We start from the raw sequence: 26670 nt of genomic DNA, 5'->3' as shown, positions 1-26670 counted from the left end.
GCAGTCGTGCACGTGAGAAGCCTAACACGCCGAGCGTCTCCGATCCGCCGTTCCGGGCGGGTCGAAGAGGCGTGTCGGGGGGCTCACGGAGCCCCGCCGCAGGATCAGTACGTGAAGGTCCGGTCCCCCACGCGGAATTCGACGTCCTTGAGGTCCGGGATGGCGTCACGTGCCTGCTCCGCCGCCTCCCGCATCGTCTCCTCGAGGACCTGGGGATCGGCATCGAGCAAAGACTGGCCGTACTCGATGACCACCTTTCCGTCCTCCCGGAGCGCCTCGACGTCGACGATGTCCGAACCGGAGGGCAGGGATCGCGTCAGGTCCTCGACGACCTCGGCGGCGCGCTGGTCCGCCTCTGCGAGGGCGCCCTCGGCCTCCTGGCGCAGCTGCCCCAGGTCCACGCGGTCCGAGGCGTCCGCCTCCAGCTCGCTGATCCGGTCCTCGGCCTGGGCGAGCCGGTCCTCCGCGCTCTGCAGCGCGGCCCGGGTCTCGCCGTCGTCGACCGCACAGCCGGATGCGGCCAGCGCGAGCGCGGCCAGGGTGGCCAGGGACAGGGCGGCGGGGCGACGTCGGATGAGGCTCATGCCCTCAGGCTACGAGGCGAAGGTGGACGAACGGTGGGAGCTTGCCGGGACGACGACGTCCCCCGGCGCGGGTGGCCGAGGGACGTCGTCGGGGCGGGGCCGGATCAGCGGCGGCGACCGCGCTTCTCGCGCACGCGCATCCCGATCTCGAGGGGCGTGCCCTCGAACCCGAAGGTCTCGCGCAGGCGGCGCACGATGAACCGGCGGTACCCGGGGTCCAGGAACCCGGTGGTGAACAGCACGAACTTGGGCGGCCGGCTCGAGACCTGGGTCGCGAACAGGATGCGGGGCTGCTTGCCGCCGCGCAGCGGGTGCGGGTGGGCCGCCACGAGCTCGCCGAGGAACGCGTTGAGCTTGCCCGTGGGGATGCGGGTGTCCCATGAGTCCAGGGCGAGGTCCAGCGCGGGGACGAGACGGTCCTTGTGCCAGCCGGTCTTCGCGGAGATGTTCACGCGCGGCGCCCACGCGACGTGCGCCAGGTCCCGCTCGATCTCCTTGGCCAGCTGGAGCCGCCGATCCTCATCCACCTGGTCCCACTTGTTGAACGCGATCACGAGGGCGCGACCGGAGTCCAGCACCATCTGGAGGATGCGCACGTCCTGCTCCGAGATCACCTGCGGCGCCTCGAGCAGCACCACGGCCACCTCCGCGCGGTCCAGGGCGGAGGCCGTACGCAGCGACGCGTAGTAGTCGGCGCCGTGGGCCATGTGCTGCCGTCGACGGATGCCGGCGGTGTCCACGAAGCGCCACAGCCGTCCGCCGAGCTCCACGAGCTCGTCCACGGGGTCGCGCGTGGTGCCGGCCAGGTCGTCCACCACCACGCGGTCCGAGCCGGCCAGCTTGTTCAGCAGCGAGGACTTGCCCACGTTCGGCCGGCCCACGAGGGCGATCCGGCGCGGGCCGCCGCGCGGCACGAGACCGCCGTGGGCGGACTCCTCCGGCAGTGCCTCGAGCGCGGCGTCCAACAGGTCCGCGACGCCGCGGCCGTGCACCGCGGACACCGGGTACGGGTAGCCGAAGCCGAGCGACCACAGGGTGGCGGCGTCGGCCTCCTGGACCATGTCGTCCACCTTGTTGGCGGCCACGATCACCGGGCGGTCCTTGCGACGCAGCATCGAGACCACGGCCTCGTCCGTGGCCGTCATGCCGACGGTGGCGTCCACCACGAACACGACGGCGTCCGCCACGTCCACGGCCAGCTCGGCCTGCTCGGCCACGCGACGGTGGATGCCCTTGGCGTCGTGCTCCCAGCCGCCGGTGTCCACCACGGTGAACTCGCGGCCGTTCCACTCGGCGTCGTAGGAGACGCGGTCGCGCGTCACGCCGGGCACGTCCTCCACCACGGCCTCACGGCGGCCGATGATGCGGTTGACGAGCGTGGACTTGCCGACGTTCGGCCGGCCCACGATGGCCAGCACGGGCGGCACGGGCGCGTCGACGTCCTCGTCGGGCCCGAGCTGCCACGCGTCGAGGAGGGCGGCGTCGTCCTCCTCGAGCTCGTAGTCCTCGAGGCCGGCGCGCAGCGACGCGGCGCGCGCCTCGGCCTCCTCCTCGGTCATGGCGGCGAGCCGCTCGGCCACCTGATCGTCGCCGGCGGGGACGAACTCGTCCTCACCGGAGCGGTGCTGGGGGTTCTCGGTCATCGTCGGCCTCCCTTCACGGCCGGAATGCCGGCCTGGTCCTCGACGGCGGCCAGGACGGCCGCCACGGTCTGCTCGAAGTCGAGCTCGGTGGAGTCCACGAGCGCCACCCCGTCGGCGGGGCGGTCGAACGTGGACACGGTGGCGTCGCGGGCGTCGCGCCCGGCCACCTGACGGTGCAGCGTGCCGGCATCGACGCCGGTCTCCCCCGCCGCGGCCAGCTGGCCCGAGCGGCGGGCGGTGCGCACGGCCTCGGAGGCCGTGAGCAGCACGCGCGCGTGGGCGTCCGGGGCCACCACCGTGGTGATGTCACGGCCCTCGGCGACCATCCGGCCCGCGGCGGCGATCGCCGCCCGCTGGCGACGATGCAGCTCCTCGCGCACCGGGATGACCACGGCGACGGTGGAGACCGTGTCCGTGACCTCGGGGCCGCGGATCGCCTCGGTGACGTCCGTGCCGCCGACCCGCACGGCCTCGACGTCCGGGTCGGTGGACTGGTCCAGGTCCATGGCGACGGCGGCCGCCGCCACGGCCTCCGCATCGGCCAGGTCGACGCCCTCGTGCAGGCAGTGCCACGCCACGGCGCGGTACATGGCGCCGGTGTCCAGGTATGCGGCGCCGAGACGCCGGGCCACGGCCTTGGACACGGACGACTTGCCCGAGCCCGAGGGCCCGTCCACCGCCACCACGAGCGGCGCGGGTGCGACGTCGTCGCGGGTGTGCTCGGTCATCTCAGACCACCTTCCATCCGGCGGCGGTCAGCGCCGCCACGAGTTCGTCCCTGCGGCCGGGCAGCACGGAGATCTCCACCATGCCGACCCGGTGGCCCGAGGCGTGCTCGAGCCGCAGGTCCTCCACGTTCACGTCCGTGCGGCCGACCTTGTCGAGGAGGGCCGCGATCTGCCCGGGGGCGTCGTCCACGATCACCGTGACCACCGCGAACGCCTGCGGCGGCGCCCCGTGCTTGCCGGGCACCCGGGCCCGACCGGCGTTGCCCTCGGCGATCAGCTGCGCCATGTCCAGCCGCGCCCCGGGGGCGGAGGGGTCCTCCAGGGTGCGGATCAGCCGGTCCAGGTCCGCCCGCAGCCCGTGCAGCGCCGGCACGATCCGCCCGGCGTTGCCGGAGAGGATCTGCACCCACAGCTGCGGGTCCGACGCTGCGATCCGGGTGGTGTCCCGCAGCCCGTTGCCGGCCAGGGCGAGCGCCTGGTCCGGGGTCTCCTGCAGGCGGGAGGCCACGAGCGAGGCGGCGATCTGCGGCAGGTGCGAGATCAGCGCGACCGACTCGTCGTGGGCGCGGGCGGCCATCCGGTACGGGGTGGCCTGCAGCGTCAGCGCGAGGGCCCGGCCGGCCGCGAGGGCGGCCGGGCGGGTCGTGTCCGTCGGGCACAGCACCCACGGCGCCTGCGTGAACAGGGTGCCGCGGGCCGCCACGGGACCGGACCGCTCGGAGCCGGCCATCGGGTGCGTCCCGAGGTACCGGTCGGCGTCCTGCGGGGCCAGGCGGGCCTCGTCGACGGCGGCCCGCACGCCCGCGGCGACCGCCTCCTTCACCGAGGCGATGTCCACCACCACGGCCGCGGGCCAGCGGCGCAGCGAGTCCACCACGACGTCGGCGGTCACGTCCGGCGGCGCGGCCACGACGACGAGGCCCGGGGCGGCGTCGAGGTCGTCGCCCTCGGCGTCCAGGCGGGCGGGGCGTCCGGCGCGGATGTCCGCGGCCACGGCCAGGGCGGCGGGCGAGGGGTCGTGCAGGCGCACGTCCACACCGGCCGCGCTCAGCCCGATGCCGATCGAGGCGCCCAGCAGACCGGTCCCCCGGACGAGCACGGGCTGCGGGATCCCGGCCGGGCCGTCACCGAGCTTGGCGGCGGACTCGGCGGGCGCGCTCACAGGCCGACCAGGGCCTTGAGGTGGCCCAGCTCCTGCGCGTTGAGCGCGCGGACGGTGCCCTGCTTCTGGTCGCCCAGCAGGATGGGGCCCACCTTGACGCGGACGAGCCGCTCGACCGGGTGGCCGATCTCCTGGAACATGCGACGCACGATGCGGTTCTTGCCCGAGTGCAGCACGACCTCGACGAGCACGTGGCCCGGCGTCGAGTCGACGAGCTTGAACGAGTCGACCTGCGCCACGCCGTCCTCCAGTTCCACGCCCTCGCGCAGCCGGTTGGAGACGCCCTTGGCCAGCGGGCCGCGGGTCTGCACGACGTAGGTCTTGGGGACCTCGTAGCTGGGGTGGGTGAGGCGGTTGGCCAGCTCACCGTCGTTGGTGAGGATGAGCAGGCCCTCGGTCTCGTTGTCCAGACGGCCCACGTGGAACAGGTGCTCCTGCCCGGGCTTGAGGTAGGTGGCGATCGAGGGCCGGCCCTCCGGGTCCACCATCGTGGAGATCACGCCGCGGGGCTTGTTGAAGACGAAGTACTGCTTGGTCACGTCCGTCTGCACGGAGATGCCGTCCACCCGGATCACGGCCCGGGCCGGGTCCACGCGCACGCCGGGCTCGGTGACGACGACGCCGTCCACCTCCACACGGCCCTCCGCGATGAGGTCCTCGCTCACGCGCCGGGACGCCACACCCGCCGCGGCCAGCACCTTCTGCAGGCGCTCGCCCGACTCGTCGTGGATGCGGTCGAGGTGGGCGGCCTTGGCCCGGGCGGCGCCGGCGCCGCGGCCGCGGCGGCCGCGGGTGCGCGGCACGGCGTCCTCGTCGAAGGGGGCCTCCTCACGGGGGGCGGCGGCGCCGCGGCGGGCACCGATCTGTCGCTGGAAATCGCGCTCCTGGAACGGGCCGCCCCGTCGACCGACGGCGGGGGTGCGTCCGGAGCCTCGCGGCTTGCGGGAGTTCATGGGGAGGGCGTCCTTTCGGGTGCGCGTCAACGGCGCCGGTCGGGCCGGCGGCGGACGGGTCAGGGGGTGAGGGACGGTCCGGAGACGGACACGCCCGGCTTCATTCTCGCAGATCGGCGGCGTCGCGTCTCCCGGCCACCGCTCCCCCGGCCGCGAGCGCGGAGAAAACCGGCCCGGTCCCGCGACGGGACCGGGCCGGCGTCGTCGGCGGTCAGCGGACGGTCACGGCGCGCCGCCGCGGCAGATCAGCTCGCGGGCGAGCTGCCGGTAGGCCTTGGCCCCGTCGTGGTTCTCGGCGAACAGGGTGATGGGCGTGGCCGCCACCGTGGCGTCGGCGAACTTGATGGACCGCTTGATGACGGTCTCGAACACGCGGTCCCCGAAGCCGGCCACGAGCGAGCCCACGACCTCCTTGGAGTGCAGGGTCCGCTGGTCGAACATCGTGGCCAGCACGCCGTCGATCTCCAGGTCCGGGTTGAGCCGGTCCTGCACCTTCTCGATCGTCTCGACGAGCAGGGCGACCGCGCGCAGCGCGAAGAACTCAGCGGTCAGCGGGATGATCACGCCGTGCGAGGCGGTCAGCGCGTTGACGGTCAGCAGGCCCAGCGAGGGCTGGCAGTCGATGAGGACCACGTCGTAGTCGTCGCGGACCTGGCGCAGCGCACGCTCGAGGACCTGCTCGCGGGCCACCTCGTTGACGAGCTGCACCTCGGCCGCGGACAGGTCAATGTTGGCCGGCAGCAGGTCCATGTTCTCGAAGTCCGTGGACAGGATCGCGTCCTTCGCGGTCACCGACCGTTCCATGAGCACGTTGTACACCGTGGTGTCGAGCTCGTGCGGGTTCGCGCCCAGGCCGGCCGAGAGGGCGCCCTGCGGGTCGAAGTCCACCATGAGCACCCTGCGGCCGTAGCCCGCGAGCGCGGCGCCCAGGTTGATGGTGGAGGTCGTCTTCCCGACGCCGCCCTTCTGGTTCACCATCGAGATGATCCGCGCCGGGCCGTGCGAGGTCAGGGGCGCGGGCTCGGGGAAGTCGTGCTTGGGCCGGCCGGTGGGCCCGAGCACGGGCTCGCCGTGGATGGTCATCACGGGGATCGGTTCTCTCGAGGTCACGGCGGCGCCGGCTCCTTCCACGGTGGTCTGCACGCCCGGCCGCGGGCCGCGGCGCGCCGCGGCCGCCGTCGTCGGCGTGTCCGGATCTTCCCCCACCCTAGTGCCTGGCGTTCCCGGGACGACGGCGACGCCGGGGACGGGCCGGTGTCCAGGCTCGTCCCCGGCGTCGCCGGTGGTCGACGATGCGGCGTGCCGCGCGGGCCCGCCTCCTCCGTCAGCGGGTGGGGTTCCGGTCGCCGTCGGCGGCCATCGCGAAGTTCAGGCTGGAGTCGGGGTGGCCCTCGTAGGCCTGCTCGGCGACCGTCGGGGACTGCTGCGGGTCGTGCGCGGCGCCGCCATGGCCGACCACGGTCGCCTCGTCGAACTTCAGCTCGCCGCTGAGGACGCGCCGGGCGCGCTCGCCGTCGAGCTCGCCCACCCAGCGGCCGATGAGGAGCGTGGCCACGGCGTTGCCGGTGAAGTTCGTCAGGGCGCGGGCCTCGGACATGAACTTGTCGATGCCCACGATCACTCCCATGCCTCCGAGCAGCTCGGGTCGGTGCGCCTGCAGGCCGGCGGCGAGCGTGGCCATGCCCGCGCCGGTGACGCCGGCCGCGCCCTTCGAGGCGATGATCATGAAGACCAGCAGGCCGACCTGCTCGCCGAGGTTCATCTCCGCGCCCATCGCGTTGGAGACGAAGAGCGCGGCCATGGTCAGGTAGATGGCGGTGCCGTCCAGGTTGAAGGAGTAGCCGGTGGGCACGGTCACGCCCACGACGGACTTGTCCACGCCGGCATGCTCCATCTTGGCGATCAGACGGGGCAGGGCGGCCTCGGAGGAGCTGGTGGCGAAGATGAGCAGGTACTCCCGGCCCAGGTACTTCATGAGGGACAGGATGCTCAGGCCGGTCACGACCTTCAGGATGGTGCCGAGCACCACCACGATGAAGGCGATGCAGGTCAGGTAGAAGGCGCCCATGAGCAGCGCCATGGCGCCGATCGCGGACCAGCCCGTGGAGCCGACGACGGCGGCGATCGCACCGAAGGCGCCGATCGGGGCGACCCACATCACCATCATGAGGATGCGGAACACGACGCCCTGGATCAGGGTGAGACCGCGCAGCAGCGGGGCGCCGGCCGGGCCCATCTGCTGCAGGGCGAAGCCCACGAGCAGGGCGATGAACAGGGTGGGCAGCACCGGCAGGGAGCCGGGGATGATGTCCAGCAGGAACTGGACGGTGCCGTCCGCCGCGGCCTGGGGCTTGTTCGGGTCGTAGGGCGTCAGCTTGAGGCCCTCGCCGGGGTGGATGAGGTTGCCGACGACGAGGCCGATGGCCAGCGCGAACGTGGACATCGCCATGAAGTAGACCAGGGCGATGCCGCCCACGCGGCCGACGGTCGCGGCCTTGGCGATCGAGCCGACGCCGAGGACGATCGTGCAGAAGATGACCGGGCCGATCATCATCTTGATGAGGGAGACGAAGCCGTCGCCCAGCGGCTTGAGGGACTTGCCGAACTCGGGGAAGAACAGGCCGACGGCGGCGCCCAGCACCACCGAGGCGATCACGGCGATGTACAGCCAGTGGGTGCGGTCCTTCTTCGTCGCCGGGGCCGGCGGGGCCGAGGTCTCGGCCGGTGGGGTGTGCGCCATCGGGCGTTCCGTTCTGTGCGGTGGTGGGGCGCCGCCGAGCGGTCCGCAACGGCGCGGGAGGGATGTGACCACTCTCGCGGCCCCGGGTGGTGTCGGTCACGATTGCGGTCATAGTGGTCACGGCGGCCGACGGACTGCAGGATCGTGGGGGTGGACCGGCGCGTCGCCGGCCCGAGGGAGGAGAGGCATGCGCCACCCGTGGTCGATCGCCCGGCGGATCGCCGTGGTCCACGTGGCGCTCGTGGCGGCCATCGCCCTGTTCAGCGTGTGGAGCGCCTACCTCCAGGCCCGCGAGGTGGCCCAGCGCGTCGAGGAGCGCCACGTCCAGGGCGTCACCACCCTCGTGGCGCGCGACCCCGCGCTCGTCTCGGCCCTGCGGGCCGGCGACGCCCCCGCCTTGCAGGCCGGGATCGACGGCTGGATCGCCGAGGCACAGGTCTCGTGGCTGACCGTGATGGACCCGGACGGGATGCGGTTGGCGAGCTGGCGCCCCGAGCAGGTCGGTGTCCGCTACCCGAAGCCGGTGGACGCCGTCGTCGCCGGGGACACCGTCGTGGAGCTCTCGAGCACCGGTGCGGCGGGCCGTTCGGTGCGCGCGCTCGCACCGGTCGTGGACCCGGAGGACGGCACCGTCCTGGGCGTGGTCACGACGGGCGTGCAGATCTCCGATGTCGCCATCATGGCCCAGGCCCAGATCCCCGGCATCCTGCTGGGCTCGGCCGCCGTGGCCGCCGTCGGCCTGCTCGTCGCCTGGCTCGTGGGCCGGTATCTGAACCGGGTGACGCTCGGACGCGGCCCCGAGCAGATCGCCGAGCAGTTCCTGCTGGCGGAGACGGCCATGGACTCGCTCGAGGCCGGCGTCGTGGTCCTCGCCCCGGACGGGCGGGCCCGCCTGCACAACGACGCCGCCGCGCGCCTGCTCGGCTGGGAGGGCGCGGGCGAGCCTCGCCGTCGGCGGGCGGGTCCTCGTGGTGCAGCAGCGTGTCGTGCGGGCGCCCGGCCGTTCCGACCCCGGCGGGTCGGTCCCGCCGACGGCCCTCGCCGCGGCCGCCCGCGAGGGCGTGACCACCGCCCCGGCGGGATCGCGCGTGCTCGTCCTGCACGACCGCACCGACCTGCAGCGGCTCGGCGACGAGCTCACCGTGGCGCATACCCTGACCACGGCGCTGCGCGCGCAGACGCACGAGCACGCCAACCAGCTGCACACCGCCCTCGCCCTCGTGGAGTCGGGCCGGCTGGAGGCGGCCCGGGCCGTGCTGTCCCGCCGCGCCGCGGACGAGGAGGCCTCCGACGACGTCCTCGCCGCCCTGCTCGACGCGAAGGCCGCCCAGGCGCGTGAGCGGGGGGTGGCGCTGACCTGGTCCGCCGAGCTGACCGCGCCCGCCCCGCTGCGCCCGCTCGACCTGCTGACCGTGCTGGGCAACCTGGTGGACAACGACCTCGACGCGGCCGCCGCACCGGACCTGTCCGCGGTAGACCGGTGGGTCGACGTCGAGGTGGTCTCGGACGCCACGGGCCTGGTGGTGCAGGTGGCCGACGGCGGCCCCGGACCCTCCGACGCGGACCGCCGCCGGCTCTTCGACCGGGGCTGGTCGACGAAGCCCGTCGGCGCCGCCGGACGCGGCATGGGGCTGTGGCTGACGCGGCGGATCGCGGAGGAGGCCGGCGGGGTCGTGGACGTCGCGACCGACTCCGGCACCGTGTTCACCGTCGAGGTGCCCCGCGAGCCCACACCCCAGGAGGAGACATGACCGCCCGCCCGTACCGGGTGCTCGTCGTCGAGGACGAGCAGCTGACGGCCGAGACCTACGTGGCGCACCTGGACCGGCTGCCGGGCTTCGAGGTGGCCGCGGTGGCCGGTTCCCTGCTGGCCGCGCGGCAGGTCGCCGCGGCGGGCCTGCACGCCAACGGGCGCTTCCCGTTCGACGTCGTCCTGCTGGACATGAACCTGCCCGACGGGCACGGCCTGGACTTCCTGCGCCAACTGCGCGCGGCCGGCTTCCACGGCGGGGTGCTGGCGCTCACCGCGGCCACCGACCTGCCGGTGGTGCGCCGCGCCGTCGCGTACGGGGTGACGCAGTACCTCGTGAAGCCGTTCGGCTTCGACGAGTTCGCGGATCGGCTGGGCGGGTTCCGCGCCGCCTCGGCGATGCTGGCCGGCGACGGCGCCCTCGACGGCCAGGAGCAGGTGGACGCGGTCTTCCGCGTCTCCCGCGAGCGGCGCGCCGAGGCCCTGCCCAAGGGGCTGACCGAGGGCACCCTGCGCGAGGTGGTGGAGCTGCTGGGGGCGGACGCGGAGACCGCCCTGAGCGCGGCCGAGGTGGGCGAGCGCCTGGGCATCTCCCGCGTGACGGCCCGGCGTTACCTCGAGCACCTCGAGCGGATCCGCCGGGTGCGGCGCTCGGCCCGGCACGGTGGCCGCGGCCGGCCCGAGCAGGAGTACCGCTGGGCCGGCCGCGCGTGAGCGGGGCTCAGCGGGCCGGGCGCAGCACCCCGGCGAGGGCCTCGAGCACGGCGGGGTCCTCGATGGTCGAGGGCACCGCGTACTCCTCGCCGTCGGCCATCTGCCGCATGGTCTTGCGCAGGATCTTGCCCGAGCGGGTCTTGGGCAGCGCGTCCACCACGACGACGTCGCGGAAGTCCGCCACCGGGCCCACCTCGCGGCGCACCGCCTGACGCAGCTCGCCCAGGAGCGCGGCCTCGGCCTCGGAGCCGGGCTCGGGCGTCTCGACGCCGGACTTGAGGACCACGTAGCCCGACGGCCGCTGGCCCTTGAGCGGGTCCGCGACGCCGATCACGGCGCACTCGGCCACCGCCGGGTGGGAGGCCAGGGCGGCCTCGAGGACGCCCGTGGACAGCCGGTGCCCGGAGACGTTGATGACGTCGTCGGTGCGGCCGAGCACGAACACGTAGCCGTCCTCGTCCACGACGCCGGAGTCACCGGTCGCGTAGTGGCCGGGGAACGCGCTGAGGTAGGAGTCGATGTAGCGCTGGTCGTCGCGCCACAGGGTGGGCAGGGTGCCCGGGGGCAGCGGCAGCCGCAGGGCGATGTTGCCCTCGGTCCCGGCCGGCACGGGCTCGCCCAGGCCGTCCAGGACCACGAGATCGACGCCCGGCGAGGGCACCGAGGACGAGCCGATCTTCACCGGCAGCTGCTCCAGGCCCACCGGGTTCGCCGCGATGGCCCAGCCGGTCTCGGTCTGCCACCAGTGGTCGATCACCGGCATGCCCAGCAGGCCCTCGATCCATCGCTGCGTCTCCGGGTCCAGGCGCTCGCCCGCGGCGAAGAAGTGCCGCAGGGAGGACAGGTCGTGGTCCTTGAGCAGCTCGCCCTCGGGGTCGGCGCGGCGGATCGCGCGCAGCGCCGTGGGGGCCGTGAAGAAGGAGCGCACGCCGTGGTCCTCGATGAGCCGCCAGAACGCGCCGGCGTCGGGCGTGCCCACGGGCTTGCCCTCGTACATCACCGTGGTGGCCCCGGCCAGCAGCGGGCCGTAGACGATGTAGGAGTGCCCCACGACCCAGCCCACGTCCGAGGCCGTGCACATCACCTGCCCCGGGCCGACGTCGTAGATGTGCTCCATGGTCCAGCGCAGGGCGACGGCGTGGCCCCCGTTGTCCCGGACGACGCCCTTCGGCTTGCCCGTGGTGCCCGAGGTGTACAGCACGTACAGCGGGTCGGTGGCCTGCACCGGGACGCAGTCGGCCGGCTCGGCGGCCGCGACGGCCTCGCCCCAGTCCTCCCAGCTCGCGCCCCCGCGCCCGTCGGTGTCCGCGAGGGCGGTCTCGAAGCCCTCGCGGTGGTGGACCAGCACCGTGCGCACGGGATGCGCGGCGGTCTCGAGCGCCTCGGCCACGGCGGGCAGGTACTCGACCCGGCGCTTGGGCTCGATGCCGCCGGAGCAGGTGAGCACGACGTCGGGGGCGGCGTCGTCGATGCGGGAGGCGAGCTCGCGCGGGGCGAAGCCGCCGAAGACCACGGAGTGCACCGCGCCGAGCCGCGCGCACGCCAGCATCGCGATGTGGGCCTGCGGGATCATCGGCAGGTACACGAGGACGCGGTCTCCCTTGCCGACGCCGCGCGCGGCCAGGGCGCCGGCCAGACGGGCCACCGCGTCCGTGAGCTCGGCGTACGTGTACCGGGTGACCTCGCCGGTCATCGCGGAGTCGTGGATCAGCGCGACGGCGTCCCCGCGGCCCGCCTCGACGTGCCGGTCCAGGCAGTTGAAGGCGGTGTTCAGCTCGCCGTCCGGGAACCAGCGGTACAGGGGCGCGGCGGAGTCGTCGAGGGCGCGCGTGGGCGCGACGGTCCAGTCGATGGCGCGCGCCGCGTCGAGCCAGAACCCCTCGGGGTCGCGGAGGGAGCGGGCGTGGGCGTCGGCGTACGCGCCGGAGGGGCGGTCTTCGGTGGGGGCATCGTGGGTCGCCATGCGCCCAGCGTAGTGCCGTGGATCACACGGGGCAAGGGATCTGTATACATTTCTCGGCCCGTGTGGGAGGCGCGGCGGAACACGGGCGTCCCCCGTCGGGGACGCATCCCTCAGCCCCCGCACGCCGGACGACGCTCCCCATGGACGGCGTCGCCCGGCACGAGTGTCGGACACACCCCTGCCCTCGGCGGGACTGTTGTGTATACACTGGCGGCATGCGAGCGAGTGAGCGGGCGTATCAGGCCCTGAGGGCGGAGATCCTCGACTGGTCCCTCCCTCCGGGCGCGGGCCTGGGCGAGGTGGAGCAGGCCGAGCGCCTGGGCATCTCGCGCACCCCTCTGCGCGAGGCGCTCTCCCGCCTGGTGGCCGACGGCCTGGCCGAGCAGGCACCGGGCCGGGGCATCGTCGTCGCCGACCTGTCCCTCGAGCAGGCGGACCAGCTGTTTGACCTGCGCATCGCCCTCGAGTCCCTCCTGGCGCGCCGGGCCGCGCAGCGGGCCACCCCGGAGGCGGCCGAGCGGTTCACGGTCCTCGCGGGCCGTTTCCAGGAGGCCGAGGCGGCCCTGCGCGGCGGGACCGACCCCGCGGACTACTACGCGATGACGGCCGAGCTGGACAGCCGGCTGGACGAGGCCGCCGCGAACCCCTACCTCGTCTCCACCCTGCGCACCCTGCGCCTGCACCTGGCGCGCCTGCGCCGACTGGCCGCCGACGACCCGGCCCGCCTCGCGGCCTCCGCCGCGGAGCACGCGGACATCGCCGACGCCGTCGGCTCGGGCGCCGCGGACCTCGCGGAGGCGACCACGCGGGTCCACCTGCACCACGCCTTCCACCATCTGACCCGGCGCGGCCGCGCCGAGGAGACCCCGACCCTGCTGACCCCCACCGAAGGAGACCGACCATGAAGAACCATCACGTGCGCGTCCACCGCTCCGAGGAGAACCTCGAGCGCAAGGACCAGCTGGCCTGGAAGCTGGCCGAGGTGGCCGTCGACGGCGTCGAGGTGCTGCCCGAGGTCGAGGAGATGATCATCAACCGGATCATCGACAACGCCTCCGTCGCCGTCGCCTCGCTCCGGCGCGGCCCGATCGTCGCCGCCCGCGCCCAGGCCCTGTCCCACCCGGTCTCCACCGGCGGCGAGGGCGCCTCCGTGTTCGGTGTGGAGCAGAAGGTCTCCCCCGAGTGGGCCGCGTGGGCCAACGGCGTGGCCGTCCGCGAGCTGGACTACCACGACACGTTCCTGGCCGCCGAGTACTCCCACCCGGGCGACAACATCCCGCCGATCCTCGCCGTCGCCCAGCATGCCGGCCGCTCCGGCAAGGACCTGATCCGCGGCATCGCCACCGGCTACGAGATCCAGGTGGACCTCGTGAAGTCCATCAACCTGTACGGCCACAAGATCGACCACGTGGCCCACATCGGCCCCTCCGCCTCCGCCGGCATCGGCACCCTGCTCGGCCTGGACACCGAGACCATCTTCCAGGCCATCGGCCAGGGCCTGCACACCACCACCGCCACCCGACAGTCCCGCAAGGGCGAGATCTCCACGTGGAAGGCCCACGCCCCGGCGTTCGCGGGCAAGATGGCCGTCGAGGCCGTGGACCGCGCCATGCGCGGCCAGACCTCGCCCGTCCCGATCTACGAGGGCGAGGACGGCGTGATCGCCTGGCTGCTGGACGGCCCGGATGCCTCCTACGAGGTGCCGCTGCCCGAGCAGGGCGAGCCCAAGCGCGGCATCCTGGACACGTACACCAAGGAGCACTCGGCCGAGTACCAGGCCCAGGCCTGGATCGACCTGGCCCGCAAGCTCCACAGGGAGCACCCGGAGGCCACCGACCCGGCGAACGTCGAGTCGGTGCTGATCAAGACGTCGCACCACACCCACTACGTGATCGGCTCGGGCGCCAACGACCCGCAGAAGTACGATCCGACGGCCTCGCGCGAGACCCTCGACCACTCGATCCCCTACATCTTCACCGTGGCCCTGCAGGACGGCTCCTGGCACCACGTGGACTCCTACGCCCCCGAGCGCGCCCAGCGCGAGGACACCGTGGCCCTGTGGCACAAGGTGACCACCGTGGAGGACCCGGAGTGGACCCGCCGCTACCACTCGCTGGACCTCGCGGAGAAGGCGTTCGGCGGAGCGGTGGAGATCACCCTCAAGGACGGCACCGTCATCACCGACGAGATCGCCGTGGCCGACGCCCACCCGCTCGGCGCCCGGCCGTTCGCCCGCGAGCAGTACATCCAGAAGTTCCGCACCCTGGCCGAGGGCATCGTCTCGAAGGAGGAGCAGGACCGCTTCCTGGCCGCCGCCGAGCGCGTGGCGGAGCTGCAGCCCGGCGAGCTGGACCAGCTGAACATCCTGGCAGACCCGGCGTTCCTGTCCGAGGCCGACCTCGCCGCCGCCCCGAAGGGCCTGTTCTGATGCTGTACTCGACGAAGACGGCCGAACAGAAGCGGATCGACCTGCGGGAGACCCTCAAGCAGGGCGGCGCCCAGCAGTTCCCGGGCGCGTTCACGCCGCTGTCCGCCAAGCTGATCCAGGAGAAGGGCTTCCCCGGTGTCTACATCTCCGGCGGCGTGCTCGCGAACGAGCTGGGCCTGCCCGACGTCGGGCTGACCACGCTCACCGAGGTGGCCGTGCGCGGCGGGCAGATCGCCCGCCTCACGGACCTGCCGTGCCTCATCGACGCGGACACCGGCTTCGGCGAGCCGATGAACGTGGCCCGCACGGTGCAGGAGTTCGAGAACGCCGGCCTGGCCGGCTGCCACATCGAGGACCAGTTCAACCCCAAGCGGTGCGGCCACCTCGACGGCAAGAACATGGTGGAGCTCGACACCGCGGTCAAGCGCATCGCCGCCGCCGTCCACGCCCGCCGGGACCCGAACTTCCTCATCATGGCGCGCACCGACCTGCGTGCCGTGGAGGGCCTGGACGCCGCGATCGCCCGCATGAAGGCGCTCGTGGAGGCCGGTGCGGACGCGATCTTCCCGGAGGCCCTGAAGGACATCGGCGAGTTCGAGACCGTGTGTCGCGAGCTGGAGCCCCTCGGGGTCCCGGTCCTGGCGAACATGACCGAGTTCGGCAAGTCCGAGCTGTTCACCCGCCGGCAGCTGGCCGACGCCGGCGTCGCGATGGTGATCTACCCGGTCACCCTGCTGCGCTCCGCGATGGGCGCCGCCGAGCGCGTGCTCGACGCCATCAAGGAGGAGGGCACCCAGCAGTCGCAGGTGGAGCAGATGCTCACCCGCGCCCGCCTCTACGAGCTGGTGGACTACGAGGGCTACAACGCCTTCGACACGGGCATCTTCAACTTCGACGTGCCCACGCTCGACATCGGCGCCAACCACGCCGACCTCTGACCCGTCACCGGGCCCGCCTGTGCGCGGGCGGGCCCCACTCCCCGAGGAGGGACACCATGACCGAGACCGAGATCAAGAAGGGCCTGGCCGGCGTCGTCGTGGACACCACGGCGATCTCCAAGGTCAACCCGGAGACGAACTCCCTGCTGTATCGCGGCTATCCCGTGCAGGACCTGGCCGCGCAGCTTTCGTTCGAGGCCGTCGCGCTGCTGCTCTGGACGGGCGAGCTGCCCACGGACGAGGAGCTGGCCGCGTTCGAGCACTTCGAGCGCGCGCACCGTGCCCTCGACCCGAAGGTGAAGCAGGCCATCGACCTGCTGCCCACCGACTGCCACCCCATGGACGTCGGACGCACCGCCGTGTCCGTGCTCGGCGCGAACCACCCGAAGGCGGAGGACTCCTCCCCCGAGGCCGAGCTGGAGAAGGCCCAGGCCCTGTTCGCGGCGTTCCCGGCCGTCGTCGCCTACGACCAGCGCCGCCGGCGCGGCCAGGACGTGGTGGAGCCGCGCGAGGACCTGGACTACTCGCAGAACTTCCTCTGGATGACGTTCGGCGAGGAGGCCGCCCCGGAGGTCGTGGACGCGTTCCGCGTCTCGATGGTGCTGTACGCAGAGCACTCGTTCAACGCCTCGACTTTCACCGCGCGCGTGATCACCTCGACGCTCTCCGACCTGCACTCGGCCGTGACCGGTGCGATCGGCGCGCTCAAGGGCCCCCTGCACGGCGGCGCCAACGAGGCCGTGATGCACACCTTCGACGAGATCGGCATCCGGAAGGAGGAGTCCCGCCAGGACGCCGCCGCCCGAGCGAAGGCGTGGATGGAGGACGCCCTGGCCCAGAAGAAGAAGGTCATGGGCTTCGGCCACCGCGTCTACAAGAACGGCGACTCCCGCGTGCCCACCATGAAGGCCGCGCTGGACCGGATGATCGAGCACTACGGCCGCGAGGAGATGCTCGGGCTGTACGACGGCCTGCAGTCCGCGATGGACGAGGCCAAGCAGATCAAGCCGAACCTCGACTACCCGGCCGGCCCGACCTACCACCTGATGGGCTTCGACACGGAGATGTTCACCCCGCTGTTCATCGCCTCGCGCATCACGGGCTGGACCGCCCACATCATGGAGCAGCGCGCCGCGAACGCGCTGATCCGCCCGCTCTCGGCCTACGACGGCCCCGAGCAGCGGGAGCTGCCGGCGGGCTGAGCCTCGTGAGGGGCGGTCGGGGCGACTTGTCGGAGGTGTAGACGCAGATCACCTCCGACACGTCGCCCCATTCGCTCGCGGCGCGGTGCCGCGTGCACGACGACGGCGGGTCGCCCCGGGTGGGGCGGCCCGCCGTCGTCGTGTCGTCATCGGTGCGACGCCCTCGCAGAGTGGTCACGACACGCCGCGTGCCGGGCGCGGCGACGGCGTGTCGTGACCACTGTGTCGGGCCGGTCGTCGGCCCCTCAGCGCCGGGCCGCCGCGTCGGCGCGGCGGGCCAGGCCGGCGGCGACGAGGCCGGCGAACAGCGGGTGCGGGCGGGTCGGCCGGGAGGAGAACTCCGGGTGGGCCTGCGTGGACACGTAGTACGGGTGCACGTCCCGGGGCAGCTCCACGAACTCCACGAGGGCGCCGTCCGGGGAGGTGCCGCAGATCGCGAGACCGGCCTCCTCGAGGCGGTCGCGGTAGGCGTTGTTCACCTCGTAGCGGTGGCGGTGGCGCTCGGTCACCTCGGTGGTGCCGTAGGCCTCGGCCACCACGGAGCCCGGGCGCAGGGTCGCGGGGAAGGCGCCCAGGCGCATGGTGCCGCCGAGGTCCCCCTCGCCGGCCACGATCTGCTCCTGCTCGGCCATGGTGGCGATCACGGGCGAGGCGGTCTCCGGGTCGAACTCGGTGGAGTCCGCGTCCTCCAGGCCGAGGACGTTGCGGGCGTACTCGATGACCATGGACTGCAGGCCCAGGCACAGACCCAGCGTCGGGATCCGCTGCTCGCGGGCGTGCCGCAGCGCGCCGAGCTTGCCCTCGAGCCCGCGCACGCCGAAGCCGCCGGGCACACACACGGCGTCGACGTCCGCGAGCGCCACCGCCGCGCCCTCGGGGGTGGCGCACTCGTCCGCGGCCACCCAGCGGATGCCCACCTTGGCCCGGTGGGCGAAGCCACCGGCGCGCAGCGCCTCGGTGACGGACAGGTAGGCGTCCGGCAGGTCCACGTACTTGCCCACGAGCGCCACCGTGAGCTCGTGCTCCGGGTGGTGCACGGCGTCCATGAGGGCATCCCACGCGGTCCAGTCCACGTCCTTGAACTTCAGGTCCAGGGACTGCACCACGTGGGCGTCGAGGCCCTGGTCGTGGATGACGCGGGGGATGTCGTAGATGGAGGGGGCGTCGGCGCAGTTGACGACGGCGTCCTGCGGGACGTCGCACATGCGGGCGATCTTGCCGCGGACATCGTCGGGGACGGCCCGGTCCGAGCGCAGCACGATCGCGTCCGGCTGGATGCCGATCGAGCGCAGGGCGGCCACGGAGTGCTGGGTGGGCTTGGTCTTGAGCTCCTGCGAGGGGCCGATGTACGGCACGAGGGAGACGTGCAGGAAGAAGACGTCGTCGCGGCCGACGTCCTGGCGGACCTGGCGGGCGGCCTCGAGGAAGGGCTGCGACTCGATGTCGCCGACGGTGCCGCCGATCTCCGTGATGATCACGTCCGGGGCGGGGCGGTCGCCGCGGGGCTCCGCGGGCAGGCGCATCCGGCGGCAGATCTCGTCGGTGATGTGCGGGATGACCTGGACGGTGTCCCCGAGGTACTCGCCGCGGCGCTCGCGGGCGATCACGGTGGAGTACACCTGGCCGGTGGTCACGTTGTCCAGGCCGTCGAGGTCCTCGTCGAGGAAGCGCTCGTAGTGGCCGATGTCCAGGTCCGTCTCGGCGCCGTCCTCGGTGACGAACACCTCGCCGTGCTGGAACGGGTTCATGGTGCCCGGGTCCACGTTGAGGTAGGGGTCGAGCTTCTGCATCACCACCCTGAGCCCGCGCGCCTTGAGCAGGTGGCCGAGCGAGGAGGCCGTGAGCCCCTTGCCGAGGGAGGAGGCGACACCGCCGGTCACGAACACGTGACGGGTGACGCGCGTGGACGTCTGAGTACGAGAAGTTCGTTTCACCACGGATTTTGAGCGTATCAGGTGCGGGGCTCAGCGCGCGCGCGGATGCGCGGCGGAGTAGACCTCGCGCAGGGAGTCCACGGTGACGAGGGTGTACACCTGCGTGGTGGTCACGGACGCGTGCCCGAGCAGCTCCTGGACCACGCGGACGTCCGCGCCGCCGGCCAGCAGGTGCGTGGCGAAGCAGTGGCGCAGGGTGTGGGGCGAGACGTCCGCCTCGAGGCCGGCGCGCTCGGCCGCCCGCTTCAGCACGGCCCACGCGGACTGCCGGGAGAGCCGGCCCCCGCGGGCGTTGACGAACAGGGCGGGCGTGGAGCGTGTGACTCCCGTCATGATCGTGGGCCGTCCCCGCACCAGCCATGCGTCGAGCGCGGCGGCCGCGTAGGAGCCGATCGGCACCACGCGCTCCTTGGACCCCTTGCCGAACAGGCGGACCACGGGCTGGCCGCCGTCGTCCCCGGTCTGCGCGAGCCCCACCACGTCGTCGACGTCGAGGCCGACCACCTCGGAGATGCGGGCGCCGGTGCCGTAGAGGAACTCGAGCAGCGCGCGGTCCCGCAGTCCGGCGGGGGTGTCGACGGGCACGGCCTCCAGCAGCGCCGTCACCTGCTCCACGGGGAGCGCCTTCGGCAGGCGGTCGCCCGGCTTCGGCGGGTGGACGTCGCGGGCGGGGTCGGCGGGCGTGAGTCCCTCGAGGGCCCAGAACCGGTGCAGGCCGCGCACGGCCGCGAGCACGCGGGCCGCCGAGCGGACCGCGAGGGGCCGCCCGCCGTCCTCGCCGGTGCCCAGCGCCCGCAGGAAGCCGGAGACGTGGCCGGGGTCGACGTCGGCGGGGGCGCGCACCCCGTGGGCTTCGAGCCAGCGGCGGTAGCGCTCGAGGTCGCGGCGGTAGGCGGCCAGCGTGTTCGCGGCGAGGCCCCGCTCGACGGCCAGGTGCTCCAGGTGGCGGCGGAACGGGGCCGCGAGCGCGGACTCCGCGCCCCGGCCCCCACGGCTCCCACGGGCCTCGGCCTCGCCGCTCCCCCGGGCGGCCGGGTCGGTGCTCACGCGGGCCAGTCCGCCCCGGGGCCGTGGCGGTCCGGGACGAAGGGGGCGTCCACGGGGCGCAGGCGCCGCCACCCCTGGGCGCGGTGGGCGCACAGGGCGAGGATCGCCACGACCGTGGAGGGGTTGTGCACGCGCCCATCCAGGACGGCGTCGGTCACCTCGTCGACGCCGACCCACACGAGCGGCATGGCGGCCTCCTCGTCCTGCCGGGTGTGCCGCTCGCCGTCGGGGATCTCTTCGATCTGACGGGCCAGGAACACGCGGATCGCCTCGCTGGAGCCGCCCGGGGTCGTGTAGTAGTCGACGAGGGTGTGCCACTCGCGGGCGCGCAGGTCGGCCTCCTCGGCCAGCTCACGGACGGCGACCTGGTGGAGGTCCTCCCCGTCCACGTCCCGCAGGCCCGCCGGGATCTCCCACAGCTCCATGCCCACGGGGTGGCGGTACTGGCGGACGAGGGCCACCTGCTCGCGGGGGCCGGTGGTGGTGAGCTTGGTGCGGACCGCGAGGATCGCCACGGCGCCCGGGTGCACCATCAGCTCCCGGGTCAGGGGATCCTGGGACTTGTCCGCCGGGTCCAGGCGGAACGACTCCCGGGCGATGTCCCACACTCGGCCTTCGTAGACGGTCTTCGACTTCTTCACCGGGCGGGGGACGTGCAGGTCGCGCAGGGGCGAGCGTCCCGCGGACGCGGGGATCTCAGGCATGGGGCGATCCTTTCATGTCGGGGCGGCGTCCGCGGACCGGGTCAGCCGCGTTCGCGGGCGGAGGACTCGAGCAGCTCCCGGGCGTGCTCGCGGGCCGCCGCGGAGTCCCCGTGCCCGGCGAGCATGCGGGCGAGCTCCTCGACCCGTTCGTCGGCCGTCAGCGTCACGACGTCGGAGGTGGTCACACCCGCGGCCGGGTCCGAGTTCTTCTCCACCCGCACGTGCCGGTCCGCGTAGGCGGCGACCTGGGGCAGGTGGGTCACGGCGATGACCTGCACGTGGCGGGCGAGCCGGGCCAGGCGGGCCCCGATCCGCACGGCGGCCTCACCGCCCACGCCGGCGTCGACCTCGTCGAACACGAAGGTGGGCACCGGGTCCGTGGCGGCCAGGACCACCTCGAGGGCGAGCATCACGCGGGAGAGCTCGCCGCCGGAGGCGCCGCGGCCCAGGGGCCGGGGCTCGACGCCCGCGTGGGGGCGCAGGGCGAGCGTGACGTCCTCAGCGCCGTACGGGCCGAGACCGTCCCCGGCGACCGGCGTCAGTCCCACGTGGAACGAGGCGTCCGGCATGAACAGGGCGTGCAGTTCCTCGGTCACCGCGGTCTCGAGCCGCTCGGCGGCCGCGGTGCGCAGGGCGGTGAGGGTCGCGGCCCGCTCGCGCAGCGCGGCGTCCAGCCGGTCGACCTCCGCCTCGAGCTCCTCGAGGCGGCCGGAGTCGCCCTGCAGCTCGTCCAGGCGCGGACGTTGGGTCCGGGCCCAGTCGATCACGTCGGCGAGCTCCGGCCCGTAGAGCCGCTGCAGTCGCGTGAGCTCGGCCAGCCGCGACTGGGCCGCGTCGAGGTCGGAGGCCGCGTCGGCGTCCAGGTCGGCGGTGTAGCGGGCCAGGTCGCCGGCGATGTCCGTGAGCACGACGGCGGCCTCGGCCAGGCGTGCGGCCGCGGCGGCGAGGTCGGGGTCGTCGCCGGGGGCGGCGAGCACGGCCTGCCGCGCCGCCTCCACGAGGCTGACGGCGCCGGGGGTCTCGTCCATCGCGTCCACGTCGGGGCCGGCCAGTCGGGCGTGCGCCTCCCCCGAGGCGGCGCGCAGCTCCTCGACGTCCTCGAGCCGACGGATGAGAGCCCGCAGCTCCTCGTCCTCCCCCTCCCGCGGCTCGGCGAGGTCGATCTCCTCGAGCGAGCGCTGGAGCGCCTCGGCCTCGCGGGCCCGCTCCTGGCGGTGGGCGGTGAGCTCCTCGCGCTCCCGACGCGCGGCGGTCCAGGCGGCGTGGTCCGCGCGGTAGGCGCGCAGGGCCGCGGCGAGCTCGGCGCCGCCGAACGCATCGAGGGCGTGCCGCTGGGCGTCGGCGCCCTGGAGGCGGACCTGGTCGTTCTGGCCGTGCACGGCCACGAGGGTCGCCCCGATCTCGGCGAGCAGGCCGACGGGCACGGTCCGCCCGCCGGCGGCGGCGCGCGAGCGGGTCCCCTCCCCGGACGCCGTGACGCTGCGGCTCAGGACGAGCTCCCGGACGCCCTCGTCGGCCTCGTCCAGCACGGCCCCGGCGTCCTCGGCGAGGGCGAGCGCGGCGTGCGCCTCGGGCAGGCGGACGCCGGCGTCCACGACGGCACGGGACGAGCCCCGGCGGACCGCGCCCGCGTCGGCGCGAGCGCCGAGCAGCAGGCCCAGGGCGGTGACCACCATGGTCTTGCCGGCGCCGGTCTCGCCGGTGACGACGGTGAAGCCGGGGTCCAGGTCGACGGTGGCCTCGCCGATCACGCCGAGCCCCGAGATCCTCAGATGGTCGATCATGCGTCCTCCCCGGGATGACGCGCCCCGCGGTCGCGGTGACGCTGGATGTCCGCGGGCGAGAGCACCGACAGCGGCATGGTGGCCGGTTCGACGACGTCGGGACGCGGCCCCGCGTGCCGCGGCTCGACGGTCTCCACCGCACGGAGCACGCCCGCCCGCTCCTGGGCGGTGACGGGGCCGCGCCAGCCGTCCGTGGGCAGTCGGAACTTGCGCACGAGCCGCTCCGCGAAGGGCGTCGGGTTGAGACGGGCCAGGCGCACCGGCTCCGCCGAACGGGACACCTCGATCCGGGCCTGCGGCGGCAGTTCGACGGTCCGCCGGCCGTCGCACCACAGCACACCGGTCTCGCGGGTGCGGGTGAGCACGTCCACGCCGATCGTGGAGCGCGGACCCACCACGAAGGGGCGGGTGAACAGGGCGTGGGCGCTGATGGGCACGCACAGCAGGGCCTCCACGGAGGGCCACACGACGGGGCCCCCGCCGGAGAAGGCGTAGGCGGTGGAGCCGGTGGGGGTGGCCAGGACGACGCCGTCGCAGCCGAAGGCCGTCAGCGGTGAATTGTCCACGGAGACGACCACCTCGAGCATCCGCTCCCGGTGGGACTTCTCCACGGAGGCCTCGTTGAGGGCCCACGTGCGGGCCACCTCGCGGCCCTCCACGTGCACGACGACGTCCAGGGCCATGCGCTCGATCACCACGTAGGACTCCGAGGCGATCGCCTGGACGGTGCGGTGCAGGTCGGTGCGCTCGGACTCGGCGAGGAAGCCGACGTGGCCCAGGTTCACCGCCAGCAGCGGCACGTTGTGGCCGCGGACGAAGTCGGCCGCCCGCAGCACCGAGCCGTCGCCGCCGAGGACGAGGCCGAGGGTGATGTCCTCGAGCTCGCAGTCGACCCCAAGGGCCTCCGGCGCGAACTCCGGAGGGTCCCCCGCGGCCGCGCGGATGGCGGCCACGTCCTGTTCGAGCATGACGCTGACCAGGCCCTCCTCCGCGAACATGCGGGTGGCCTGCAGCGCCGCGCTGATGGCGTCCTCACGGCCCGTGTGGGTCAGGACGAGGACACGACGTCCGGGGGTGTAGGGCATGGTTCCTTCCGCGAGCCGGGGTGCCGGGCACTGCGATCCAGGATAGCCACGAGACCGGACGCGCGAACCGGTGGCCCCGCGCCCGCGGACGGGCGGTGTCCCCCGGTCGGGGGTCAGGACCAGTCGATGTGGGCGCCCCGGACCCACCCGGCGGCGCGCTCGCCGGCGGGCGGGGCCGGGCTCGTCCCGCCTGCCGGGTTGTCGGCCGCGGTGGCGTCGGGACGGCGGAGCCGCAGGAAGAACTCGGCGTTCCCGTCCTGTCCGGCCAGGCCGGATCGGGCGAGGCCGCGCGGTGCGAGGCCGGCGCCCAGCGCGGCCGCGGTCACACCCACGACGGCGTGGCGGCGGGCGTCGGGATCGGTCACGACACCGGAGCGCGGCAGGGCGCGCCGCCCGACCTCGAACTGGGGCTTGACCATGAGCAGTAGCTCGGCGCCGGGTCGGCACACGCTCGCGAGCGGGGCGAGGACGAGGCGCAGCGAGATGAAGGACAGGTCGGAGACCACCAGGTCCACCGGACCGTCGATGTCCTCGGCCGTGAGGTCGCGGATGTTGAGCCCCTCGCGCACGAGGACGCGGGGGTCGGCCCGGACGGGCGGGGCCAGCTGGTTGTGGCCCACGTCGACGGCGGCCACCCGTTCGGCGCCCCGCTCGAGGAGGACCTGGGTGAATCCGCCGGTGGAGGCCCCGGCGTCGAGCGCTCGGCGGCCGGCCACGCCCACGTCCGGGAATGCCTCGAGTGCGCTGACGAGCTTGTGGGCCGCACGGGAGACGTACCGCGGGCCCGGGTCGCGCAGGCGCAGGGTGGCGTCGGCGGCCACGCGGTCGGCGGGCCGGCGCACCGGGCGGCCGTCGAGGAGCACCTGTCCCGCGCGGATGAGCGCCGCGCCCTCCGTGCGGGAGCGTGCCAGGCCCCGAGCGGCCAGGGCGACGTCGGCGCGTGCGGTCTCAGCCACGCCGTGGGTCCGCGGAGGCCTCGGCCCCGCCGGCGAGCAGAGCGGGCAGGTGCGCACGGACCCACGTCGGCCGGTCTGGCCCGGGGGCGGCGGCCGCGGTCTCGCGCGTGTCGATGCCGGTCAGGACGAGCACCGTGTCGAACCCCGCCGCGTTGCCGCCGCGGATGTCCGTGTCCAGGCGGTCGCCGACCACGAGGGGACGGGCCAGGCCGAGGGCGTCGGCCGCCGTCCGGAACAGTCGTGGCTCGGGCTTGCCCGCCGCGACGGGCGCGGTGCCGGTGGCCCGGCCCACCGCCTCGACGAGGGCCCCGTTGCCGGGGGCGATCCCCTCCGCGCGCGGGATCGAGGTGTCCAGGTTGGTGGCGACCCAGGTGGCCCCGGCGCGCACGGCGTACGCGGCCTCCGCCAGATCGGCCCAGCCGAGACCGGGGTCGAAGCCCTGGATCACCGCGTCGGGACACTGCGCCGCGGACGCGACCACCTCGTAGCCCCGCTCCTCGACCACGGCGCGCAGGTACGCCGAGCCGACCACGAGCACCCGGCCGGTCCGGCGGCCGAGCGTCTCCTCGAGCAGGTCGACGCCCGCCGGTGCGGAGCCGAAGACCTGCCCCGCCTCCGCGGGCACCCCGAGCGTGCGGAGATGCTCGGCCACGGACTCCGGCGCGCGAGAGGCGTTGTTCGTCACGAACCCGACCGGCACGCCGCGTTCCTGCAGCGTCGACAGCGTCTCGACCGCCCCGGCGATCGCACCGTCTCCGGCGTACACGACGCCGTCCAGGTCGCACAGCAGCCCGTCGTGACCGTCGAAGAACGTGGTGCTCACCGCTCGTCTGCCTCCGGGGCCTCGAGGTCGTCGAACAGCGACAGCTGGTTCGGGTCGACCTCGTCCGGCGTGTCGACGGCGGCCGGCGGCTCCGCGACGGCCTCTTGTCGGGGCACCAAGGTCGGCTCCGCGGCGGCCTCCGGCTCCTCGGCCGGGGATCCGTCCGCCGTCGGCTCCGCACCGGCCTCGGCCGCATACCGCTCGTGGCGCCGTTCGCGGGGGGACGGGCGGCGGTTCCGGGGGTCCTCGACCGGCTCGGTGTCCACGTCGATGATCTCTGGGTCCGCGAACCCGCCCACGCCGAGGGCCTTCTCCGCGACGCGCACGGCACGCGCCCACAGCCGAGCCTCGTCGCGGCGCCCCAGGGCGAGCAGCACGTCGGCCTGGCGCTGGAACAGCCGGGGAGAGAAGGGGTAGCCGCGCCGCCGGTCCAGTTCCGGGATCTGCAGGGCCTCATGGGCACCCTGAAGGTCGCCGGCGTCCTCGCGGATGCCGGAGACGACCATGGCCAGCTCGGCCCGCGCCGCCCGGTCCAGACGCGAGGCATCCACCTCGGCGGCCAGCTGCAGGGCCTTCTCCGTGCGGCCGAGGGCACGCTCGCTATCCACCTGCGCGGCGATGTGGGTGTCATCGCCCGTCATACGCCGGTAGGTGCGGAACTCGCGCAGCGCGTCGGCGTACTCCCCCGCCGCGTAGGCGGTGAGCGCGACTGCCTCGCGCACGCGTGAGAGGCGGCCGCCCTTGCGGGACGCGGCGAGGGCGTGCTGGAACGCCAGCGCCGGGTCGACGTCCAGGTAGCGGCCGGCCATCACGAGATGCTTGGCGACCCAGCTGGCAGGACGCTCGTCAAGGCCGTTGATCTCCTTGAGCGTGCCGCGGTCGAGCTCCTGGCCCGTCACGTCCGGGTCGATGTCCGGAGAGCGCTCCTGGTCCGCACGATTCGCCGCTCGGAGGTCACCGGGATTGTGCGCGGGTCGTTCGGCGCGGTCCTCGCGACGAGGGCCCGTCGGCGCACCGCGGCGCTCGGGGCGTCCGACCCCCTGGCCCGGGCCGCGCCGCCGGTCCTCGTGAGGCCCGCCGGAGCGGCGCCGGTCACCGGCACCGCTGCGAGGACGTCCGTCGCGGTCACCACCACGACGCCGGCCATCACCGCCACCACGGGGCCCGCGGCCCTCGGATCCGCGGTCCTCGCGGCGCTCTCGGGGGGTGTCCTCAGCCATGGTGTCCTTCCTGGGCGTCACGCCGCGACGGTCCGCGGGAACGCGGTCTCTGTTCCTCATGTGCCGGCCTCGCGGCCGGGTCCTCAGGGGACCAGGCTAGTGCCCGGAGCCTGTGGCAGACCGTCCTTGCGGGGAAAGCAGTCCAGAAATGCGGGAAGGGCCTCGCACCCAACGGTGCGAGGCCCTCCCTCAAAGAATGTCCGGCGGCGACCTACTCTCCCACAACCTCCCGGCTGCAGTACCATCGGCGCTGTGGGCCTTAGCTTCCGGGTTCGGAATGGAACCGGGCGTTTCCCCCACGCTATGACCGCC

General features: G+C 73.9%; 23 protein-coding genes and 1 rRNA gene. 7 read left to right on the top strand and 17 right to left on the bottom strand.

Annotated features, from left to right (window positions below):
• Positions 1-104: 104 nt before the first annotated feature.
• The 7 genes from FLM69_RS03825 to FLM69_RS03795 all read right to left on the bottom strand — a co-directional run bounded on the left by FLM69_RS03825 (position 105) and on the right by FLM69_RS03795 (position 7810).
• Positions 105-584 (bottom strand): hypothetical protein, encoded by a 480-nt coding sequence (locus FLM69_RS03825; protein WP_036383303.1) that lies wholly within the window; start codon positions 582-584, stop codon positions 105-107.
• Between the two features lie 104 nt (positions 585-688).
• Positions 689-2227, bottom strand: a complete 1539-nt coding sequence (der, locus tag FLM69_RS03820) for a ribosome biogenesis GTPase Der (protein WP_020628099.1) — start codon at positions 2225-2227, stop codon at positions 689-691.
• On the bottom strand, positions 2224-2955 hold the full coding sequence (gene cmk / locus FLM69_RS03815) for a (d)CMP kinase (RefSeq protein WP_002857424.1): 732 nt from the start codon (positions 2953-2955) through the stop codon (positions 2224-2226). The genes der and cmk overlap by 4 nt, the downstream gene beginning before the upstream one ends.
• Before the next feature lies 1 nt (position 2956).
• Complete coding sequence (locus FLM69_RS03810) at positions 2957-4117, bottom strand: prephenate dehydrogenase (protein WP_141843108.1); 1161 nt, start codon at positions 4115-4117, stop codon at positions 2957-2959.
• Complete coding sequence (locus tag FLM69_RS03805; RefSeq protein WP_041102683.1) at positions 4114-5070, bottom strand: pseudouridine synthase; 957 nt, start codon at positions 5068-5070, stop codon at positions 4114-4116. The genes FLM69_RS03810 and FLM69_RS03805 overlap by 4 nt, the downstream gene beginning before the upstream one ends.
• 222 nt (positions 5071-5292) lie before the next feature.
• A complete protein-coding gene (locus tag FLM69_RS03800; protein ID WP_036315755.1) occupies positions 5293-6153 on the bottom strand; it encodes a ParA family protein in 861 nt (286 codons plus the stop codon).
• Positions 6154-6394: 241 nt separating this feature from the next.
• Positions 6395-7810 (bottom strand): cation:dicarboxylate symporter family transporter, encoded by a 1416-nt coding sequence (locus tag FLM69_RS03795; protein WP_141843106.1) that lies wholly within the window; start codon positions 7808-7810, stop codon positions 6395-6397.
• 187 nt (positions 7811-7997) lie between these two features.
• Here FLM69_RS03795 and FLM69_RS03790 point away from each other — a divergent pair, with 187 nt between their 5' ends.
• The 3 genes from FLM69_RS03790 to FLM69_RS03785 are packed head-to-tail and all read left to right on the top strand — an operon-like array spanning position 7998 to position 10274.
• On the top strand, positions 7998-9149 hold the full coding sequence (locus FLM69_RS03790) for a cache domain-containing protein (RefSeq protein WP_255502698.1): 1152 nt from the start codon (positions 7998-8000) through the stop codon (positions 9147-9149).
• Complete coding sequence (locus FLM69_RS11510; protein ID WP_246836811.1) at positions 9064-9561, top strand: sensor histidine kinase; 498 nt, start codon at positions 9064-9066, stop codon at positions 9559-9561. Before FLM69_RS03790 ends, FLM69_RS11510 begins: the two co-directional genes overlap by 86 nt.
• Positions 9558-10274, top strand: coding sequence for a response regulator (locus FLM69_RS03785; RefSeq protein ID WP_020628106.1), 717 nt, complete (start codon positions 9558-9560; stop codon positions 10272-10274). Before FLM69_RS11510 ends, FLM69_RS03785 begins: the two co-directional genes overlap by 4 nt.
• A 7-nt stretch (positions 10275-10281) precedes the next feature.
• On the opposite strand, the gene FLM69_RS03780 is transcribed toward FLM69_RS03785, so the two are convergent.
• Positions 10282-12237 (bottom strand): AMP-binding protein, encoded by a 1956-nt coding sequence (locus FLM69_RS03780; protein WP_141843104.1) that lies wholly within the window; start codon positions 12235-12237, stop codon positions 10282-10284.
• A 215-nt stretch (positions 12238-12452) separates the two neighbouring features.
• Here FLM69_RS03780 and FLM69_RS03775 point away from each other — a divergent pair, with 215 nt between their 5' ends.
• Genes FLM69_RS03775 through FLM69_RS03760 form a run of 4 tightly spaced genes read left to right on the top strand, consistent with a single transcriptional unit; the run spans position 12453 to position 16805 of the window.
• Positions 12453-13142 (top strand): GntR family transcriptional regulator, encoded by a 690-nt coding sequence (locus FLM69_RS03775; protein WP_020628108.1) that lies wholly within the window; start codon positions 12453-12455, stop codon positions 13140-13142.
• Positions 13139-14665 (top strand): MmgE/PrpD family protein, encoded by a 1527-nt coding sequence (locus tag FLM69_RS03770; RefSeq protein WP_141843103.1) that lies wholly within the window; start codon positions 13139-13141, stop codon positions 14663-14665. The genes FLM69_RS03775 and FLM69_RS03770 overlap by 4 nt, the downstream gene beginning before the upstream one ends.
• Positions 14665-15603: a methylisocitrate lyase gene (prpB, locus tag FLM69_RS03765; protein ID WP_141843101.1), complete on the top strand. Its 939-nt coding sequence runs from the start codon at positions 14665-14667 to the stop codon at positions 15601-15603. Before FLM69_RS03770 ends, prpB begins: the two co-directional genes overlap by 1 nt.
• 56 nt (positions 15604-15659) lie before the next feature.
• Positions 15660-16805, top strand: coding sequence for a bifunctional 2-methylcitrate synthase/citrate synthase (locus FLM69_RS03760; protein WP_078025593.1), 1146 nt, complete (start codon positions 15660-15662; stop codon positions 16803-16805).
• Between the two features lie 245 nt (positions 16806-17050).
• Here FLM69_RS03760 and FLM69_RS03755 read toward each other — a convergent pair whose 3' ends face one another.
• From FLM69_RS03755 to rrf, 9 genes are all read right to left on the bottom strand, one after another.
• Positions 17051-18760: a CTP synthase gene (locus tag FLM69_RS03755; protein ID WP_080695883.1), complete on the bottom strand. Its 1710-nt coding sequence runs from the start codon at positions 18758-18760 to the stop codon at positions 17051-17053.
• Between the two features lie 9 nt (positions 18761-18769).
• A complete protein-coding gene (xerD, locus tag FLM69_RS03750) occupies positions 18770-19786 on the bottom strand; it encodes a site-specific tyrosine recombinase XerD (RefSeq protein ID WP_036315732.1) in 1017 nt (338 codons plus the stop codon).
• Positions 19783-20490: an NUDIX hydrolase gene (locus FLM69_RS03745; RefSeq protein ID WP_044659884.1), complete on the bottom strand. Its 708-nt coding sequence runs from the start codon at positions 20488-20490 to the stop codon at positions 19783-19785. Before FLM69_RS03745 ends, xerD begins: the two co-directional genes overlap by 4 nt.
• 41 nt (positions 20491-20531) lie before the next feature.
• Positions 20532-22274, bottom strand: coding sequence for a DNA repair protein RecN (recN, locus tag FLM69_RS03740; RefSeq protein ID WP_141843100.1), 1743 nt, complete (start codon positions 22272-22274; stop codon positions 20532-20534).
• Positions 22271-23359 (bottom strand): NAD kinase, encoded by a 1089-nt coding sequence (locus tag FLM69_RS03735; RefSeq protein ID WP_135039639.1) that lies wholly within the window; start codon positions 23357-23359, stop codon positions 22271-22273. The genes recN and FLM69_RS03735 overlap by 4 nt, the downstream gene beginning before the upstream one ends.
• A 113-nt stretch (positions 23360-23472) precedes the next feature.
• Positions 23473-24315, bottom strand: a complete 843-nt coding sequence (locus FLM69_RS03730; RefSeq protein WP_078025589.1) for a TlyA family RNA methyltransferase — start codon at positions 24313-24315, stop codon at positions 23473-23475.
• Positions 24308-25138: an HAD-IIA family hydrolase gene (locus tag FLM69_RS03725; protein WP_078025588.1), complete on the bottom strand. Its 831-nt coding sequence runs from the start codon at positions 25136-25138 to the stop codon at positions 24308-24310. Before FLM69_RS03725 ends, FLM69_RS03730 begins: the two co-directional genes overlap by 8 nt.
• A complete protein-coding gene (locus tag FLM69_RS03720; protein WP_230297582.1) occupies positions 25135-26037 on the bottom strand; it encodes a hypothetical protein in 903 nt (300 codons plus the stop codon). The genes FLM69_RS03725 and FLM69_RS03720 overlap by 4 nt, the downstream gene beginning before the upstream one ends.
• Positions 26038-26556: 519 nt before the next feature.
• Positions 26557-26670, bottom strand: a 5S ribosomal RNA gene (gene rrf, locus FLM69_RS03715); the annotation flags it as partial.

The sequence above is a fragment of the Micrococcus sp. R8502A1 genome, from assembly GCF_006704135.1.
Taxonomy (GTDB): domain Bacteria; phylum Actinomycetota; class Actinomycetes; order Actinomycetales; family Micrococcaceae; genus Micrococcus; species Micrococcus luteus.
The sequence above is the reverse complement of the archived record's forward strand: the minus strand, read 5'-3'. Positions and strand labels throughout refer to the sequence as shown.

What these genes read in the sequence shown, in the direction of transcription:
- FLM69_RS03825 (WP_036383303.1), bottom strand. Translation starts at nt 584, where the DNA reads ATGAGCCTCATCCGACGTCGCCCCGCCGCCCTGTCCCTGGCCACCCTG.
- FLM69_RS03745 (WP_044659884.1), bottom strand. Translation starts at nt 20,490, where the DNA reads ATGCCTGAGATCCCCGCGTCCGCGGGACGCTCGCCCCTGCGCGACCTG.
- FLM69_RS03805 (WP_041102683.1), bottom strand. Translation starts at nt 5,070, where the DNA reads ATGAACTCCCGCAAGCCGCGAGGCTCCGGACGCACCCCCGCCGTCGGT.
- FLM69_RS03795 (WP_141843106.1), bottom strand. Translation starts at nt 7,810, where the DNA reads ATGGCGCACACCCCACCGGCCGAGACCTCGGCCCCGCCGGCCCCGGCG.
- FLM69_RS03800 (WP_036315755.1), bottom strand. Translation starts at nt 6,153, where the DNA reads ATGACCATCCACGGCGAGCCCGTGCTCGGGCCCACCGGCCGGCCCAAG.
- FLM69_RS03770 (WP_141843103.1), top strand. Translation starts at nt 13,139, where the DNA reads ATGAAGAACCATCACGTGCGCGTCCACCGCTCCGAGGAGAACCTCGAG.
- cmk (WP_002857424.1), bottom strand. Translation starts at nt 2,955, where the DNA reads ATGACCGAGCACACCCGCGACGACGTCGCACCCGCGCCGCTCGTGGTG.
- der (WP_020628099.1), bottom strand. Translation starts at nt 2,227, where the DNA reads ATGACCGAGAACCCCCAGCACCGCTCCGGTGAGGACGAGTTCGTCCCC.
- recN (WP_141843100.1), bottom strand. Translation starts at nt 22,274, where the DNA reads ATGATCGACCATCTGAGGATCTCGGGGCTCGGCGTGATCGGCGAGGCC.
- FLM69_RS03735 (WP_135039639.1), bottom strand. Translation starts at nt 23,359, where the DNA reads ATGCCCTACACCCCCGGACGTCGTGTCCTCGTCCTGACCCACACGGGC.
- FLM69_RS03775 (WP_020628108.1), top strand. Translation starts at nt 12,453, where the DNA reads ATGCGAGCGAGTGAGCGGGCGTATCAGGCCCTGAGGGCGGAGATCCTC.
- FLM69_RS03780 (WP_141843104.1), bottom strand. Translation starts at nt 12,237, where the DNA reads ATGGCGACCCACGATGCCCCCACCGAAGACCGCCCCTCCGGCGCGTAC.
- prpB (WP_141843101.1), top strand. Translation starts at nt 14,665, where the DNA reads ATGCTGTACTCGACGAAGACGGCCGAACAGAAGCGGATCGACCTGCGG.
- FLM69_RS03790 (WP_255502698.1), top strand. Translation starts at nt 7,998, where the DNA reads ATGCGCCACCCGTGGTCGATCGCCCGGCGGATCGCCGTGGTCCACGTG.
- FLM69_RS03785 (WP_020628106.1), top strand. Translation starts at nt 9,558, where the DNA reads ATGACCGCCCGCCCGTACCGGGTGCTCGTCGTCGAGGACGAGCAGCTG.
- FLM69_RS03760 (WP_078025593.1), top strand. Translation starts at nt 15,660, where the DNA reads ATGACCGAGACCGAGATCAAGAAGGGCCTGGCCGGCGTCGTCGTGGAC.